General features: G+C 64.0%; 10 protein-coding genes and 3 rRNA genes. 2 read left to right on the forward strand and 11 right to left on the reverse strand.

The genetic code is table 11. The annotated features are described in order from the left end of the window. Positions 1-37: 37 nt before the first annotated feature. The 9 genes from OG588_RS07960 to OG588_RS08000 form a co-directional block, all read right to left on the reverse strand. Positions 38-919: an FHA domain-containing protein gene (locus OG588_RS07960; RefSeq protein ID WP_078622974.1), complete on the reverse strand. Its 882-nt coding sequence runs from the start codon at positions 917-919 to the stop codon at positions 38-40. A 61-nt stretch (positions 920-980) separates the two neighbouring features. Next, positions 981-1,817: a DUF881 domain-containing protein gene (locus OG588_RS07965; protein ID WP_405946680.1), complete on the reverse strand. Its 837-nt coding sequence runs from the start codon at positions 1,815-1,817 to the stop codon at positions 981-983. A 5-nt stretch (positions 1,818-1,822) separates the two neighbouring features. Further along, positions 1,823-2,155: a small basic family protein gene (locus OG588_RS07970; RefSeq protein WP_019059351.1), complete on the reverse strand. Its 333-nt coding sequence runs from the start codon at positions 2,153-2,155 to the stop codon at positions 1,823-1,825. Further along, a complete protein-coding gene (locus OG588_RS07975) occupies positions 2,152-2,988 on the reverse strand; it encodes a DUF881 domain-containing protein (RefSeq protein ID WP_405953070.1) in 837 nt (278 codons plus the stop codon). The genes OG588_RS07970 and OG588_RS07975 overlap by 4 nt, the downstream gene beginning before the upstream one ends. A gap of 167 nt (positions 2,989-3,155) precedes the next feature. Further along, complete coding sequence (locus tag OG588_RS07980; RefSeq protein ID WP_405946681.1) at positions 3,156-5,651, reverse strand: sugar phosphate nucleotidyltransferase; 2,496 nt, start codon at positions 5,649-5,651, stop codon at positions 3,156-3,158. Positions 5,652-5,765: 114 nt separating this feature from the next. Further along, positions 5,766-6,374 carry a CDP-alcohol phosphatidyltransferase family protein gene (locus OG588_RS07985; RefSeq protein WP_019059348.1) on the reverse strand — a complete coding sequence of 203 codons (609 nt, stop codon included), beginning with the start codon at positions 6,372-6,374 and terminating at the stop codon, positions 5,766-5,768. Between the two features lie 110 nt (positions 6,375-6,484). Then, positions 6,485-6,601: ribosomal RNA gene (rrf, locus tag OG588_RS07990) — 5S ribosomal RNA — on the reverse strand. Between the two features lie 92 nt (positions 6,602-6,693). Then, positions 6,694-9,816, reverse strand: a 23S ribosomal RNA gene (locus tag OG588_RS07995). Between the two features lie 315 nt (positions 9,817-10,131). Continuing rightward, positions 10,132-11,659 (reverse strand): 16S ribosomal RNA (locus tag OG588_RS08000). Together the 16S, 23S and 5S rRNA genes form the textbook arrangement of a ribosomal RNA operon. 567 nt (positions 11,660-12,226) lie before the next feature. Here OG588_RS08000 and OG588_RS08005 point away from each other — a divergent pair. Together OG588_RS08005 and ptsP are read left to right on the forward strand one after the other, a co-directional pair. Further along, positions 12,227-12,676 carry a PTS glucose transporter subunit IIA gene (locus OG588_RS08005; protein WP_405946682.1) on the forward strand — a complete coding sequence of 150 codons (450 nt, stop codon included), beginning with the start codon at positions 12,227-12,229 and terminating at the stop codon, positions 12,674-12,676. Positions 12,677-12,755: 79 nt separating this feature from the next. Continuing rightward, positions 12,756-14,426: a phosphoenolpyruvate--protein phosphotransferase gene (ptsP, locus tag OG588_RS08010; RefSeq protein ID WP_405946683.1), complete on the forward strand. Its 1,671-nt coding sequence runs from the start codon at positions 12,756-12,758 to the stop codon at positions 14,424-14,426. Positions 14,427-14,497: 71 nt separating this feature from the next. Here the strand turns inward: ptsP and OG588_RS08015 are convergent, their stop codons facing one another. Beyond that, on the reverse strand, positions 14,498-15,394 hold the full coding sequence (locus OG588_RS08015; RefSeq protein WP_405946684.1) for a hypothetical protein: 897 nt from the start codon (positions 15,392-15,394) through the stop codon (positions 14,498-14,500). Positions 15,395-15,416: 22 nt separating this feature from the next. Next, entirely contained in the window at positions 15,417-16,625 is a 1,209-nt protein-coding gene (locus OG588_RS08020; protein ID WP_405946685.1) for an MFS transporter, read from the reverse strand. Between the last annotated feature and the right edge of the window lie 19 nt (positions 16,626-16,644).

Genomic DNA, 16,644 nt, shown 5'->3' on the forward strand with positions numbered 1-16,644 from the left:
TCCTGGGGGAATCCCCCGGACCCAGTCCGAGGGAGGGTCAGTAACCCCGCTGGCTCGCGTAGAACACCAGCCGGTACTTGCCGATCTGCACCTCGTCACCGTTCGCCAGCGAGACCGAGTCGATGCGCTCACGGTTGACGTACGTGCCGTTCAGGCTGCCGACGTCGGCGACCGTGAACGAACCGTCAGGAGCGCGCCGGAACTCCACATGACGGCGCGAGACCGTCACGTCGTCCAGGAAGATGTCGCTCTGCGGGTGACGACCGGCCGTGGTCAGCTCGCCGTCCAGCAGGAAGCGGCTGCCCGAGTTCGGACCACGACGCACCACCAACAGCGCCGAGCCCAACGGCAGGGCGTCGACAGCGGCCTGCGCCTCCGGGGAGAGCGTGGGCATCTGCGTCTGACCGGTCACTTCGGCGTCGTAGGCCTCAAGACCGGAGATGGAGATCGTGGACGTCGTCTCGGACGGACGCTCCGGGGTCGCGCCGGGGCGCAGCGGCGCACCGCAGTTGGAACAGAAGCGGCTGTTCTCCGCGTTGCGGTTACCGCACCTCGTACACACCAGGGCCGACATAGGGGAAAACCCTCCACCCGTACTTGAGGTTGACGGTTGCCCGAAACCTATGTCGCCGGACTGCGCAGGGTCAACCGACGGCGCGCCCTGGCCCGCGACCTGGTCGCGGAACAGCGGGCGCTGACCTTCTGCGTCCGGTTGTGCGCGATGGCGAGCGGTCTGGTTGTCGCTGACCTCTTTCGCACTCTTGCCGAACAACTTCGCAAACAACTTCACGGGCGATTCCCCTTGACCGAAACAGACCCGCCCGTGGGGCAGGACGAACCCTGATTGAACACACCGGTTGACCCGGACATCCTCACAACGTCCGTATCCACCAGACAGTTTCCACCACGCACCACCCAATCGGTGCGTCGACCCCCCGCAACCTCATGCCCTCGAACAACGGCCCCCATGCACCTGCGGTTCACCGGGAGGACGACCGAGCGTAGTCAGGCTGCTTCGCGGCCCGCAAGGCATCCACGACGATCTTGCTCGACCGCCCGACGGTAACGGTGGCCTGCTCCTTCTCGAGAGTCTGCACCACGCCTCCAGGGATGTTGAGCGCCGGTTCGAGATCCTGCGGCTTGCCGATGACCTTGAAACGATAGGGGGCGTTGATCTTGTTCCCGTCGACGCTCACGCTCTTGCCGGAGTCCGTCAGATACGTGTTGGCGACGACCCGTACGCCGTTCACCTGGATCGCCTCCGCGCCGGCCGCGCGCAACTCCTGGACCGCGTCGAGCAACATGTCCGCCTCGACCGTTCCCTTCGTGTCGTCGATGGTCATCGTGATGCCGGGTCCCTGCGCGGCCACGGTGCCCGCCAGAATGCCGAGTTGCTTCTCCTTCTCGGCCGTCTGCTTGCGGGCCTCCTCGGCCTGGTCGGAGCTGTTCTCCAGCTCGTCGCGCTGTTTCTGCAGACCCTGCTTCTCGTCTTCAAGACGCTGAGTACGGTCGTCCAGTTCATCGAGAATGCGCACAAGATCTTCCTGCCGTGCCCCACGCAGCGCGCTGTCACTGTTGCTGTTCGAGGCGACCTGCACCGCCAGCCCGAAACCGAGCCCGAACAGCAGCACGGCGACGATGAGTTGGGCCCGGCTCACACGTGGCGGCCACAGCCCTTGCACCAGCCGCTGCCGGCCGGTCGCGGCGGACGCCGCCCGCTCCTCCGGAATCGGCGCTTCCGAAGAAGCAGACGCCGATACCTCTTCGGGCAGTTCCCTGCGTAGCCGGTGTTCCGGCCGCTCGTCCTCGTTGCTCATCGACCTCACGCCCGGAAGACGTGCCGGCGAATGGCAGCCGCGTTGGAGAAGATCCGGATCCCGAGCACGACCACGACCCCCGTGGACAACTGGGCACCGACGCCCAACTTGTCGCCCAGGAACACGATCAGCGCGGCCACCACCACGTTCGACAGGAACGACACCACGAAGACCTTGTCGTCGAAGATCCCGTCGAGCATGGCCCGCAGCCCGCCGAAGACGGCATCGAGCGCCGCGACGACGGCGATCGGCAGATAGGGCTCTACGACCACCGGCACCTCAGGCCGGACCAGGATTCCGGCCACCACTCCCACGATGAGGCCCAGTACGGCGATCACGATGTGCCCTTCTCAGTTCTCGGCTGTGCTGTACGTACGATCACACTCGGCGCGGCGGGCAGCCGGAGATCGCTCTCCACGGCGATGGTCGCCCTGATGCCGTAGTTGTCTTCCAGGGCGTGCAGATAGAGCCCGTCGGCACCGTTCTGGAACCTGGTGCTCAGCCGTTGGCCGTCCCCCACCGCGAGCACCGTGTAGGGCGGCACCAGTGGCTTGTTGTCGACCAGTATCGCGTCGCCCGCGGCCCTGATCGCCGACAGCGCCGTCAGCCGCTGTCCGTTGATGGACACGGCCTCGGCCCCTGCCGCCCACAGTCCGTTGACGACGCGTTGCATGTCGCGGTCCCGCACCCGCCCGGTGTCGGAGAAGTCCGCGGTCTCACGCGGGTTGTCGCCCCCGCCGCTACTCGCTTCCTTCGCGTCGTCGACAACGAGCTTCACACCAGGGCCGTGCACCGCGGTGGCACCGGAAAGCATGCTCACCAGGTCCGCCTGGCCGCTGCCGCCACTCGTCTTGAGCGCCGCCCGCTGCCGCGCGCTCACGTCGTCGCGGAGGTCGTCGACAGTACCTTCCAGCTTGTCCGCCGACGAAGTCTCCTTGTCGATACGGTCGATCAGCTCCTGCCGCTCCTTGGCCACCACGGGGGCGGCTACACGCGCCTGTGCCGCGCCCACGGTCACGACGAGGGCCGCCAGCACCAGGCCGGCGGCGAGTCCGAGCTTCGCCCGGAGGGTCTTCGGCATGCCACTCTCGCCCGCGGCCTTCTTCCGGGCGGCCGCCTCGGCGTAACCGTCGTCGAGGCTGTGGTCCACGACATTGGTGAGCAGCGACATGGACGCGTCCAGCCGCGAAGGGCGCGTGGGTGTGCTCCGAACGGGGGGCTGCTGCGGCATGCCGCACATCGTCGCACGTGGTGGCCTGTACCTCCGAATGGCCCCACCGGCGTGCCGGACAGGCCCTCTTGGGGACACATGTCCGGCACGCGCGCGTGCTCCGTGTTTTACCGTCCGGCGCTGTCCACGACCGCCGACCACTCGTCCAACAGGGCCTGCGCGGAGGCGTCGTCGGGCCCTTCGGCCCACAGATGCGTGACCGCCTCGGCGACGTCGGGCAGCACCATCACCCAGCGCCCGTCGGTCTCCACGACCCGCACACCGTCCGTCGTATCGACAAAGCGATCGCCGGCCGCCTCAACAACCCGGCGCATCACAAGTCCCTTGACGGCCCAGGGAGTAGCCAGGTCCCGCTTCAGGACGTGCGCCCGCGGAATCCGCGCGTCGATCTGGCTCAGCGTCAACTGCGTCCGCGCCACCAGCCCGATGAGTCGTACGAAGGCTGCGGCGCCGTCGAAGACACTGCTGAACTCCGGAATGATGAACCCGGCCTTGCCGTCGCCTCCGAAGATGGTCGTCTCGTCCCGCCCGACCCTGGTCAGGTCGTCCGGCGAGGTCGTCGTCCACTCGACCTGGGTCCCGTGATACGCCGCCACCTGCTCGGCGATCCTCGTGGTGGTCACCGGCAGCGCCACTCGCCCGCTGCGCCGCTCCGCGGCCACCAGGTCGAGCATCACGAGCAGGGCCCGGTCGTCCTCGACGATCCGCCCCTTCTCGTCGACGAGCGAGAGCCGCTCACCGACAGGGTCGAACCGTACCCCGAACGCGGCCCGCGCGGAGGCCACGATCTCGCCGAGCCGCACCAGCCCCGACCGCCGCGTGTCCGCAGTCTCGGTCGGCCTCGACTCGTCGAGCCCGGGATTGATCGTCAGCGAGTCCACACCGAGCTTGCCGAGCAGACTGGGCAGCACGAGCCCGGCGCTGCCGTTCGACGCGTCCACCACGACCTTCAGACCGGAGTCGGCGATCCCGGTCGTGTCGACATTCCGCAGCAGGGACCCGGTGTACGAGTCGAAGACGCTGGCCGGAAAGTGCAGGTCCCCGATCTCACCGGGGAACGCACGCCGGTACTCCTGCCGCGCGAAAACCCTGTCCAGCTTGCGCTGACTCCCCTGCGAGAGGTCGGCGCCCTGACTGTCGAAGAACATGATGTCGACGGAGTCCGGCACACCAGGTGTGGTCCGGATCATGATCCCGCCGGCACTGCCCCGCGCGGTCTGCTGCCGGGCCACGGGCAGTGGAACATTCTCCAGGTCCCGTACGTCGATGGCGCTCGTCTGCAAGGCGGAGATCACCGCCCTCTTGAGCGCACGGGCGCCTCGGGAGTGGTCGCGGGCCGTGGTGACCGTGGACCCCTTCTTGAGGGTCGTGGCGTAGGCGCCGGCGAGGCGGACTACGAGCTCCGGCGTGATCTCCACGTTCAGGATCCCGGACACACCGCGCGCGCCGAAGAGGTGCGCCTGTCCTCTGTTCTCCCAGATGACCGACGTGTTGACGAAGGCGCCGGCTTCGATCGTCTTGAACGGGTAGACCCGCACATTGCCCTGAACGATCGATTCTTCACCGATCAGGCACTCGTCACCGATGACCGCGCCGTCCTCGATCCGGGCGGCGCGCATGATGTCGGTGTTCTTTCCGACGACACAGCCACGAAGGTTGCTGTGCTGACCCACGTACACGTTGTCGTGTACCACGGTCCTGTCCAGAAAAGCCCCGGCCTTCACGACGACGTTCGAACCGATGACGGTGTACTCACGGATTTCGGCGCCGGCCTCGACCTTGGCGTAGTCACCGATGTACAGCGGCCCGCGGAGAACCGCGTCGGGGTGCACCTCGGCACCCTCGGCCACCCATACACCGGGCGACAGCTCGAAGCCGTCGATCTCGACGTCGACCTTGCCCTCCAGGACATCGGCCTGCGCCTTCACATAGCTCTCGTGAGTGCCGACATCTTCCCAGTAGCCCTCGGCGATAAAGCCGTAGACCGGCTTGCCTTCCTTCATCAACTGCGGGAAGACATCGCCGGACCAGTCGATGGGAACGTCGGCCTCGACATAGTCGAATACCTCGGGTTCCATCACATAGATGCCCGTGTTCACCGTGTCCGAGAAGACCTGACCCCAGGTCGGCTTCTCGAGGAAACGCTCGACCTTTCCCTCTTCGTCGACGATGGTGATGCCGAATTCCAGCGGATTGGGCACCCGGGTCAGACAGACAGTGACCAGTGCGCCCTTTTCCTTGTGGAAATTGATCAGTTCGGTGAGGTCGAAGTCGGTCAGGGCATCGCCGGAGATGACGAGGAAGGCATCGTCCTTCAACGCCTCTTCGGCGTTCTTGACGCTTCCGGCGGTACCGAGTGGCTTCTCCTCATTGGCATACGAGAGCTCCATGCCGAGCTCTTCGCCGTCACCGAAGTAGTTCTTGACCAGCGAGGCCAGGAACTGCACGGTGACTACGGTCTCATTGAGCCCATGCCTTTTGAGCAGCCTGAGCACGTGCTCCATGATCGGTCGATTGACCACGGGCAACAGTGGCTTGGGCATGCTTGAGGTCATGGGGCGAAGGCGTGTGCCTTCGCCTCCGGCCATCACGACGGCCTTCATGTCGGAAGCGTCCTCCTCTGCGAGACGACGGTCTAGCCGACTTCACCAGTCCAGATTGTCCCGCACTTTTGCGCAACGGGCCATCGAGCGACTGTTACCGCCCAATCGGCAAGGTCAGTCGGCCATGGCGTCCGCACGCAGTAGGCGGCGGACTTGTACCACGTAGAGGACTCCTGCCCACCAGTAGAGCGTTGTACCCCATCCGGCGAACGCCCATCCGAAAATGGCTGCGAGTGAGGGGAGCCATCCACTTCCGTCACTGAGCAGCAGCAACGGGAAGGCGTACATCAGATTGAACGTAGCTGCCTTGCCCAGGAAGTTCACCTGCAGCGGCGGATAGCCGTGGCGCCTGAGGATGCCCACCACCACCAGCAGGACCAGTTCGCGCGCCAGCAGTGCGGCGGTCAACCAGATTGGCAGAATCTCGCGCCAGGTGAGCCCGACGAGAGTCGAGAGAATGTAGAGCCGGTCCGCGGCGGGATCAAGGAGCCGGCCGAGACTGCTGATCTGGTTCCACCGTCGCGCGAGCTTGCCGTCCAGGTAGTCGCTGATCCCGCTCAGCATCAGCACCAGAAGCGCCCAGCCGTCGCTCTCGGGGCCGCCGAACTCGGGCCTGAGGATCAACCACAGGAAGATGGGTACACCGACCAGGCGCGCCATGCTGAGGATGTTCGGGATGGTGAGCACCCGGTCTGTCTGGACGCGGGTCTCCTGGACCTCCACCCGGGGGCCTCCTGTGGGAAAACGAGCCAACGATTCCCCCTGACCTTACCCCAACGCAAAAAAGCTCTGGCTCTTGGGCTGCATGCCCAAGAGCCAGAGCTCTAAAAGGAGTTCGGCGGCGTCCTACTCTCCCACAGGGTCCCCCCTGCAGTACCATCGGCGCTGTAAGGCTTAGCTTCCGGGTTCGGAATGTAACCGGGCGTTTCCCTCACGCTATGACCACCGAAACACTATGAAACAGACAACCGCACCACACCCGGTGGCCCCGGGTATGGGGTTGTTCGTGGTTTCAGAACCAACACAGTGGACGCGAGCAACTGAGGACAAGCCCTCGGCCTATTAGTACCGGTCACCTCCAGCGGTTACCCGCCTTCCAGATCCGGCCTATCAACCCAGTCGTCTACTGGGAGCCTTAACCCATCTAGTGGGTGGGAACACTCATCTCGAAGCAGGCTTCCCGCTTAGATGCTTTCAGCGGTTATCCCTCCCGAACGTAGCCAACCAGCCATGCCCTTGGCAGAACAACTGGCACACCAGAGGTTCGTCCGTCCCGGTCCTCTCGTACTAGGGACAGCCCTTCTCAATGTTCCTGCGCGCGCAGCGGATAGGGACCGAACTGTCTCACGACGTTCTAAACCCAGCTCGCGTACCGCTTTAATGGGCGAACAGCCCAACCCTTGGGACCGACTCCAGCCCCAGGATGCGACGAGCCGACATCGAGGTGCCAAACCATCCCGTCGATATGGACTCTTGGGGAAGATCAGCCTGTTATCCCCGGGGTACCTTTTATCCGTTGAGCGACGGCGCTTCCACAAGCCACCGCCGGATCACTAGTCCCGACTTTCGTCCCTGCTCGACCCGTCGGTCTCACAGTCAAGCTCCCTTGTGCACTTACACTCAACACCTGATTGCCAACCAGGCTGAGGGAACCTTTGGGCGCCTCCGTTACTCTTTAGGAGGCAACCGCCCCAGTTAAACTACCCATCAGACACTGTCCCTGATCCGGATCACGGACCCAGGTTAGACATCCAGCACGACCAGACTGGTATTTCAACGACGACTCCACCTGAACTGGCGTCCAAGCTTCACAGTCTCCCAGCTATCCTACACAAGCCGAACCGAACACCAATATCAAACTGTAGTAAAGGTCCCGGGGTCTTTCCGTCCTGCTGCGCGAAACGAGCATCTTTACTCGTAGTGCAATTTCACCGGGCCTATGGTTGAGACAGTCGAGAAGTCGTTACGCCATTCGTGCAGGTCGGAACTTACCCGACAAGGAATTTCGCTACCTTAGGATGGTTATAGTTACCACCGCCGTTTACTGGCGCTTAAGTTCTCAGCTTCGCACACCCGAAAGTGCACTAACCGGTCCCCTTAACGTTCCAGCACCGGGCAGGCGTCAGTCCGTATACATCGCCTTACGGCTTCGCACGGACCTGTGTTTTTAGTAAACAGTCGCTTCTCGCTGGTCTCTGCGGCCACCCCCAGCTCACGGAGTAAATCCGATCACCGGTGATGGCCCCCCTTCTCCCGAAGTTACGGGGGCATTTTGCCGAGTTCCTTAACCATAGTTCACCCGAACGCCTCGGTATTCTCTACCTGACCACCTGAGTCGGTTTAGGGTACGGGCCGCCATGAAACTCGCTAGAGGCTTTTCTCGACAGCATAGGATCATCCACTTCACCACAATCGGCTCGGCATCAGGTCTCAGACTATGTGAGTGGCGGATTTGCCTACCACTCGTCCTACACCCTTACCCCGGGACAACCACCGCCCGGGATGGACTACCTTCCTGCGTCACCCCATCACTCACCTACTGCAGGTCTGGTCCGTCGGCTCCACCACTTTCCATTCCCCGAAGGGTCCGGAACGGCTTCACGGACTTAGCATCGCCTGGTTCAATGTTTGACGCTTCACAGCGGGTACCGGAATATCAACCGGTTATCCATCGACTACGCCTGTCGGCCTCGCCTTAGGTCCCGACTTACCCTGGGCAGATCAGCTTGACCCAGGAACCCTTAGTCAATCGGCGCACACGTTTCTCACGTGTGTATCGCTACTCATGCCTGCATTCTCACTCGTGAACCGTCCACCACTAGCTTCCGCTGCGGCTTCACCCGGCACACGACGCTCCCCTACCCATCCCAGCAGGCGTTGGCCCTATTGCTGAAATGACACGACTTCGGCGGTACGCTTGAGCCCCGCTACATTGTCGGCGCGGAATCACTAGACCAGTGAGCTATTACGCACTCTTTCAAGGGTGGCTGCTTCTAAGCCAACCTCCTGGTTGTCTCTGCGACTCCACATCCTTTCCCACTTAGCGTACGCTTAGGGGCCTTAGTCGATGCTCTGGGCTGTTTCCCTCTCGACCATGGAGCTTATCCCCCACAGTCTCACTGCCGTGCTCTCACTTACCGGCATTCGGAGTTTGGCTAAGGTCAGTAACCCGGTAGGGCCCATCGCCTATCCAGTGCTCTACCTCCGGCAAGAAACACACGACGCTGCACCTAAATGCATTTCGGGGAGAACCAGCTATCACGGAGTTTGATTGGCCTTTCACCCCTAACCACAGGTCATCCCCCAGGTTTTCAACCCTGGTGGGTTCGGTCCTCCACGAAGTCTTACCTCCGCTTCAACCTGCCCATGGCTAGATCACTCCGCTTCGGGTCTTGAGCGTGCTACTGAATCGCCCTATTCGGACTCGCTTTCGCTACGGCTTCCCCACACGGGTTAACCTCGCAACACACCGCAAACTCGCAGGCTCATTCTTCAAAAGGCACGCAGTCACGACGCATTGAGTAAACTCAATGCGCGACGCTCCCACGGCTTGTAGGCACACGGTTTCAGGTACTATTTCACTCCGCTCCCGCGGTACTTTTCACCATTCCCTCACGGTACTATCCGCTATCGGTCACCAGGGAATATTTAGGCTTAGCGGGTGGTCCCGCCAGATTCACACGGGATTTCTCGGGCCCCGTGCTACTTGGGTGTCTCTCAAACGAGCCGTTGATGTTTCGACTACGGGGGTCTTACCCTCTACGCCGGACCTTTCGCATGTCCTTCGCCTACATCAACGGTTTCTGACTCGTCTCACAGCCGGCAGACTGTGAAAGAGAGATCCCACAACCCCGTATACGCAACCCCTGCCGGGTCTCACACGCATACGGTTTGGCCTCATCCGGTTTCGCTCGCCACTACTCCCGGAATCACGGTTGTTTTCTCTTCCTGCGGGTACTGAGATGTTTCACTTCCCCGCGTTCCCTCCACATACCCTATGTGTTCAGGTATGGGTGACAGCCCATGACGACTGCCGGGTTTCCCCATTCGGAAACCCCCGGATCAAAGCCTGGTTGACGACTCCCCGGGGACTATCGTGGCCTCCCACGTCCTTCATCGGTTCCTGGTGCCAAGGCATCCACCGTGCGCCCTTAAAAACTTGGCCACAGATGCTCGCGTCCACTGTGCAGTTCTCAAACAACGACCAACCACCCATCACCCCCGGTCTGTACCGGAGTTCACTGGGGTCGGCACTGAAGGCAGCTTGTTACAGCCGTGCCCTCAGACACCCAACAGCGTGCCCGGCCCTGCCGCCACTCGAGGTCAGCTTTCCACGCTCCAAAGGAGCAGTACTTGCAGCCCGAGATGACGGACAGTGCCGAATAATCAACGTTCCACCCTTGAGCAACCACCGTCGAACGTGTGCCGACGTAATGGCCCTGGACCACTGAGCAAGCTCAGCAGCCTAGATGCTCCTTAGAAAGGAGGTGATCCAGCCGCACCTTCCGGTACGGCTACCTTGTTACGACTTCGTCCCAATCGCCAGTCCCACCTTCGACAGCTCCCTCCCCACAAGGGGGTTGGGCCACCGGCTTCGGGTGTTACCGACTTTCGTGACGTGACGGGCGGTGTGTACAAGGCCCGGGAACGTATTCACCGCAGCAATGCTGATCTGCGATTACTAGCAACTCCGACTTCATGGGGTCGAGTTGCAGACCCCAATCCGAACTGAGACCGGCTTTTTGAGATTCGCTCCACCTCACGGTATCGCAGCTCATTGTACCGGCCATTGTAGCACGTGTGCAGCCCAAGACATAAGGGGCATGATGACTTGACGTCGTCCCCACCTTCCTCCGAGTTGACCCCGGCGGTCTCCTGTGAGTCCCCGTCACCCCGAAGGGCACGCTGGCAACACAGGACAAGGGTTGCGCTCGTTGCGGGACTTAACCCAACATCTCACGACACGAGCTGACGACAGCCATGCACCACCTGTACACCGACCACAAGGGGGGCACTATCTCTAATGCTTTCCGGTGTATGTCAAGCCTTGGTAAGGTTCTTCGCGTTGCGTCGAATTAAGCCACATGCTCCGCTGCTTGTGCGGGCCCCCGTCAATTCCTTTGAGTTTTAGCCTTGCGGCCGTACTCCCCAGGCGGGGAACTTAATGCGTTAGCTGCGGCACCGACGACGTGGAATGTCGCCAACACCTAGTTCCCACCGTTTACGGCGTGGACTACCAGGGTATCTAATCCTGTTCGCTCCCCACGCTTTCGCTCCTCAGCGTCAGTAATGGCCCAGAGATCCGCCTTCGCCACCGGTGTTCCTCCTGATATCTGCGCATTTCACCGCTACACCAGGAATTCCGATCTCCCCTACCACACTCTAGCTAGCCCGTATCGAATGCAGACCCGGGGTTAAGCCCCGGGCTTTCACACCCGACGTGACAAGCCGCCTACGAGCTCTTTACGCCCAATAATTCCGGACAACGCTTGCGCCCTACGTATTACCGCGGCTGCTGGCACGTAGTTAGCCGGCGCTTCTTCTGCAGGTACCGTCACTTGCGCTTCTTCCCTGCTGAAAGAGGTTTACAACCCGAAGGCCGTCATCCCTCACGCGGCGTCGCTGCATCAGGCTTTCGCCCATTGTGCAATATTCCCCACTGCTGCCTCCCGTAGGAGTCTGGGCCGTGTCTCAGTCCCAGTGTGGCCGGTCGCCCTCTCAGGCCGGCTACCCGTCGTCGCCTTGGTGAGCCATTACCTCACCAACAAGCTGATAGGCCGCGGGCTCATCCTGCACCGCCGGAGCTTTTAACCCCCACACATGAGTGCAGGAGTATTATCCGGTATTAGACCCCGTTTCCAGGGCTTGTCCCAGAGTGCAGGGCAGATTGCCCACGTGTTACTCACCCGTTCGCCACTAATCCCCACCGAAGTGGTTCATCGTTCGACTTGCATGTGTTAAGCACGCCGCCAGCGTTCGTCCTGAGCCAGGATCAAACTCTCCGTGAATGTTTTCCCGTAATCGGGATCGCATACACGAGAGCGGAACAGTCAGGCGGAATAAGCCCGACCGTTCACAGCGTCCTCGCTGTATGTTTTCTTCAAAGGAACCTCGTCCCAACCATCAGATGATGACTGGAGACGGGGTATCAACATATCTGGCGTTGATTTTTGGCACGCTGTTGAGTTCTCAAGGAACGGACGCTTCCTTTGTACTCACCCTCTCGGGCTTTCCTCCGGGCTTCCCTTCGGTGTTCCAAACTCTATCAGTGTTTTTCCGGCCCCCTGACCACCGTCCTGCAGGCATGCAGAAGATGACCCCGGGATAGGATCTGACAAGTTGGGTGCTGCCAGGCCAAGCAAAGACGCTTGGTCGCGTCGCTCGGCCTCAAGCAGGAGTACGACTGTACATGCGGCCGTAGAGCAGGTGCAAATCGATTAGAGGTGTGGTCTAGACCACTAATCCGGACCTCTCGGGCGGAACCTGTACTACATATGACATACCCTGCTACTCAGTGTGCCGTCCGGGACAGACAGTGACGGCCCCATCACATTTCCACCCCTGGGAGGCTTCCCATGACCAGCGTGACGTCCCCTCTCGCAGGACGTGCCATCGGACTGACGGAGGTGCCGGATCCGGTCTTCGCCGGAGCCATGGTCGGCCCCGGCATGGCTATCGACCCCGTACGTGAGCCTTCCGAGGCCGTCTCCCCCGTGGACGGAGTCATCGTCTCCCTCCACCCGCACGCCTTCGTCGTCGTGGACGGTGAGGGACACGGCGTGCTGACGCACCTCGGAATCGACACCGTGCAGCTCAATGGCGAGGGCTTCGAGCTGCTCGTCAACAAGGGCGACAACGTGACCCGCGGCCAGGGCGTCGTGCGCTGGAACCCGGCCGCCGTGGAGGCCGCCGGCAAGTCCCCGGTGTGCCCGATCGTGGCTCTCGAAGCCACGGCCGAGGCTCTGTCCGGTCTCCGCGAGGACGGCGATGTGAAGGCCGGGGACAGTCTCTTCTCCTGGGAGTGACGTCAATGCCGTCGTCATGACGGTGAGCAGGACAACCACCGCGGCGGCGGGACCCGCCGCACTATCGGAGACGGGTGAGATGGAGACAACGCTGCGAGGCGTCGGTGTGAGCCACGGTGTGGCGATCGGCGAGGTTCGGCACATGGGGACGGCGGTTCTGGAACCGCCGGCCAAGCAGATTCCGGTGGAGGACGCGGAGCGTGAACAGGGGCGCGCCCGCCAAGCCGTGGACGCCGTGGCGGCCGACCTGATGGCGCGCGGCAATCTGGCGGGGGGCGAAGCCCAGGCGGTGCTCGAAGCGCAGGCCATGATGGCCCAGGACCCCGAGCTGATGGCGGACGTGGAACGGCGTATCGCGGTCGGCAGTACCGCAGAGCGGGCCGTGTACGACGCCTTCGCCGCCTACCGTGCTCTGCTGGCCGGTGCCGGTGAGTATCTCGCCGGTCGGGTGGCCGATCTCGATGACGTGCGGAACCGTATCGTCGCCCGCTTGCTCGGGGTGCCGATGCCGGGTGTTCCGGACAGCGACGAGCCGTACGTTCTTATTGCTCGTGACCTTGCGCCGGCCGATACCGCACTGTTGGACCCGACGCTGGTGCTCGGTTTTGTCACCGAGGAGGGCGGGCCGACCAGTCACAGCGCGATCCTGGCGCGGGCGCTCGGTGTGCCGGCCGTGGTGGCGCTGCCGGGGGCCGGGGAGTTGGCCGAGGGCACGGTGGTCGCCGTTGACGGCAGCACCGGCGAGATCTTCGTGAACCCGAGTGCCGAGAAGAAGGCGCAGCTGGAGGCTGCGGCCGCTGCGCGCAAGGCCGCTCTCTCCACCTCTACTGGTCCGGGTGCCACCTCCGATGGGCACAAGGTGCCGTTGCTGGCCAATATCGGCGGTCCTGCCGACCTGCCGGCCGCCTTGGAGGCGGGCGCCGAGGGTGTGGGGCTCTTCCGTACCGAGTTCCTTTTTCTGGACGACAGCAAGAACGCGCCGTCCGAGGAGAAGCAGGTCGAGGCCTACCGGCAGGTGCTCGAGGCGTTCCCCGAGGGACGTGTCGTCGTACGTGTGCTGGACGCGGGCGCGGACAAGCCGCTGGACTTCCTGACGCCGGCCGACGAGCCGAACCCTGCCCTGGGTGTGCGCGGTCTGCGGTCTCTGCTCGACCACCCGGACGTACTGCGTACCCAGCTGACGGCGCTCGCGAAGGCCTCCGAGGGCTTGCCCGTCTATCTGGAAGTCATGGCTCCGATGGTCGCGGACCGTGCGGACGCGAAGGCGTTCGCGGACGCGTGCCAGGAGGCCGGGCTGCGGGCCAAGTTCGGTGCGATGGTGGAGATTCCGTCGGCCGCGCTGCGGGCGCGCTCGATTCTGCAGGAGGTCGAGTTCCTGTCGCTGGGGACAAACGACCTCGCGCAGTACACCTTCGCCGCGGACCGTCAGGTGGGTGCGGTGTCCCGGCTGCAGGATCCGTGGCAGCCCGCGCTGCTCGACCTGGTGGCGATGTCCGCCGAGGGGGCGAAGGCCGAGGGCAAGAGCTGTGGTGTCTGCGGTGAGGCCGCGTCCGACCCGCTGCTGGCATGTGTGCTGACCGGTCTGGGGGTCACCTCCCTTTCCATGGGTGCGGCTTCGATTCCCTATGTGCGGACGACGTTGGCGAAGTACACGTTGGCGCAATGCGAGCGGGCCGCGCTGGCAGCGCGGGCCGCCGACAGTGCCGAGGAGGCGCGCGCGGCGGCTCAGGCGGTGCTGTCCGGCGAGTAGTTCGGGCGGGAAGCCGTCCGTCGGCTGTGGTTCAGGGGCGCCTCACCAGTGGTGGGGCGCCCCTGGCCTGTTCAGTGGTGGTGTCCTCCCGGGGGCTGCTCCAGGTCTCCGAGGTCGGGCGGTACGCAGTAGTCGACACCTGATTCCGGGGAGATCAGGTCGCCGGATTCGACGTCGGTGCAGTAGGCGTCGAAGACCTCGCCGGCGGTCAGGGCTTCCAGGCCGTCGCCGCGCAGGCGCCAGCCGTAGATGCAGTCGGTGGTGTCGGGGCTGGTGGTGCGCATGACGAGGCCGCCGGGGCTTCGGGTGGCGAGGCCGAGGGCGAGGATCGTGGTGAATTCGAGGGCCTCGGCGTCGTCCAGGTGAGTTGTTCCGTCCTCGTCCTGGTCGGCGTGGAGGACGGAGACGAGGGTTTCCGGTGGTCCTGAGACGCTGCAGACGAGGTGTCGGTTGCCGGGTCGGGCGGTGTCGAGGATGCGGACGAGGAGGCCGGAGGCTCGGGTGAAGGCCGCGCGGCCGATGTCCTCGCCGCAGGAGGCGCAGGTGCCGAGGCGGGCCAGGAGTGTGGTCGCGTACTCCCAGGTCGCCTGGCGGACGGCCTCGTCGACCAGGGCCGGTAGGAGGTCGGCCAGGGGCTGGCCCTCGTAGAGCATGGCGGGGCCGGTGGCGGCGAGTTCGGCCGTGAAGCGGGTGCGGCTCGACGGGGTGTCGGGATCGAGGCCGCTGTCGGCGCAGAACTCGGCGTATTCCTGCGGGTCGAAGAGGGCCACGCTGGTGTGGCTGCCCTGGGAGGCGCGGATCTTGAGGAGGGCCTCCACCTGCTGGAGGTAGGCGGTGTGGTCGTCGAAGGTGAAGCTGCGATAGCGCCTCATGGCGCGGAAGTCCTGCTCGTCGGTCAACAGGCCGATGGTGCCTGCGATTTCGCGGCGCAGAACGCGTCGCATGGTCTGGTGGTCGGTGTGTGCCATGTTTCCCCCTGTGCACGGTCGATCAATGCTCACTCACAGTAACTGGCGGCACTGACAACGGCGTCCGAGCGAGCGGTTCGCGGACCAGGCGGTGCTGAATCATGCAGGTCAGAGCGATGACCGTACCGAAGACGGTCCAGCCGAGGGGTCCGGTGGCGATGGCTGCGGTGACCGCGAGTGGGCCGATGCTGCGCTGGGTGGACTGGGCGAGTCCGTGCACGCCGAGGTAGGTGCCCTGCGCGGTGTCGGGTGCGAGGGCGACGGAGAGTTCCCACGAGATGGTGGCGTGCAGCATTTCCGCCATGGTGAAGGCGGCTGCCGACGCGGTGAGGAGCACCGTGGCGGTGGCGGCTCCGCCGGTCGCCGAGAGGGCCATGGTGGCGCCGCCCAGGGCGAAGGCGGCGGAGAGCGGTATGAGCAGGTTGCGGGTGGCGGCCGTCGTGGTGGCGAAGCGTGCCAAGGGGACGATGAGCGCCACCACCATCACGTTGTTGAGGACCATCAGCAGGGGTGCGAGGCCGTGCGGTGCGTCGCTGGCGTGGGCGATCCACAGCGGCAGGCCGACTTTGAAGACGGCGTCGTCGAGGAAGAGGACGGTTTCGGTCGCGACGTACGCGAGGTAGGTGCGGTCGCGCCAGGGGTTCGGTGGCTTGCTCGCGGAGGGCGCGTCCTTTGACGTCTTTACGGTGCGCTGCGGCGACGGGGGTTCGCCGCAGCGCATGGTGAGGGTCGCGACCGCGACGAAGGAGAGGGCGTCGCCGAGAAGGAGCCAGTGGTAGGCGGCGGTTGTGCCGAGGGCGAGTGCGGCCGCGGCGGTGAGACCGCCCAGGGCCCAGCCCGCGTTGGCGGCGGTTCGGCTGATGGCCTGGTAGCGGATGCGGTCCGGGCCCGCGACGCGGGTGGCGTAGAGCTTGGTGAGCACGTTGGCGGCGCGGTCCCCGAAGCCGCCGACGGCCGAGACGGTGATCAGCAGGACGTAGTTGTCCGTGGTGAGCAGGGCGAACGAGGCCAGGGCGCGCAGGAGTTGGAGGGCGACGAGGACGCGGGTGAGCGGAAACCGGTCGGCGAGGCGGCCGCCCAGGGGTGCGCCGGCGATGCCGATGGCTCCGGCGATCGCGGCGAGGGTGCCGACCTGGGCGATGGAGAGATGCGAGACGTAGGTGAAGTACAGGACGGACACGGAGGCCCACAGGCCGCTGCCGGTGCGGTCCACGAGGGCGATCGCGAGCATTCTGCGGCCGTCGCGCCCT

The organism is Streptomyces prunicolor, assembly GCF_045162825.1.
Lineage (GTDB): Bacteria > Actinomycetota > Actinomycetes > Streptomycetales > Streptomycetaceae > Streptomyces > Streptomyces prunicolor.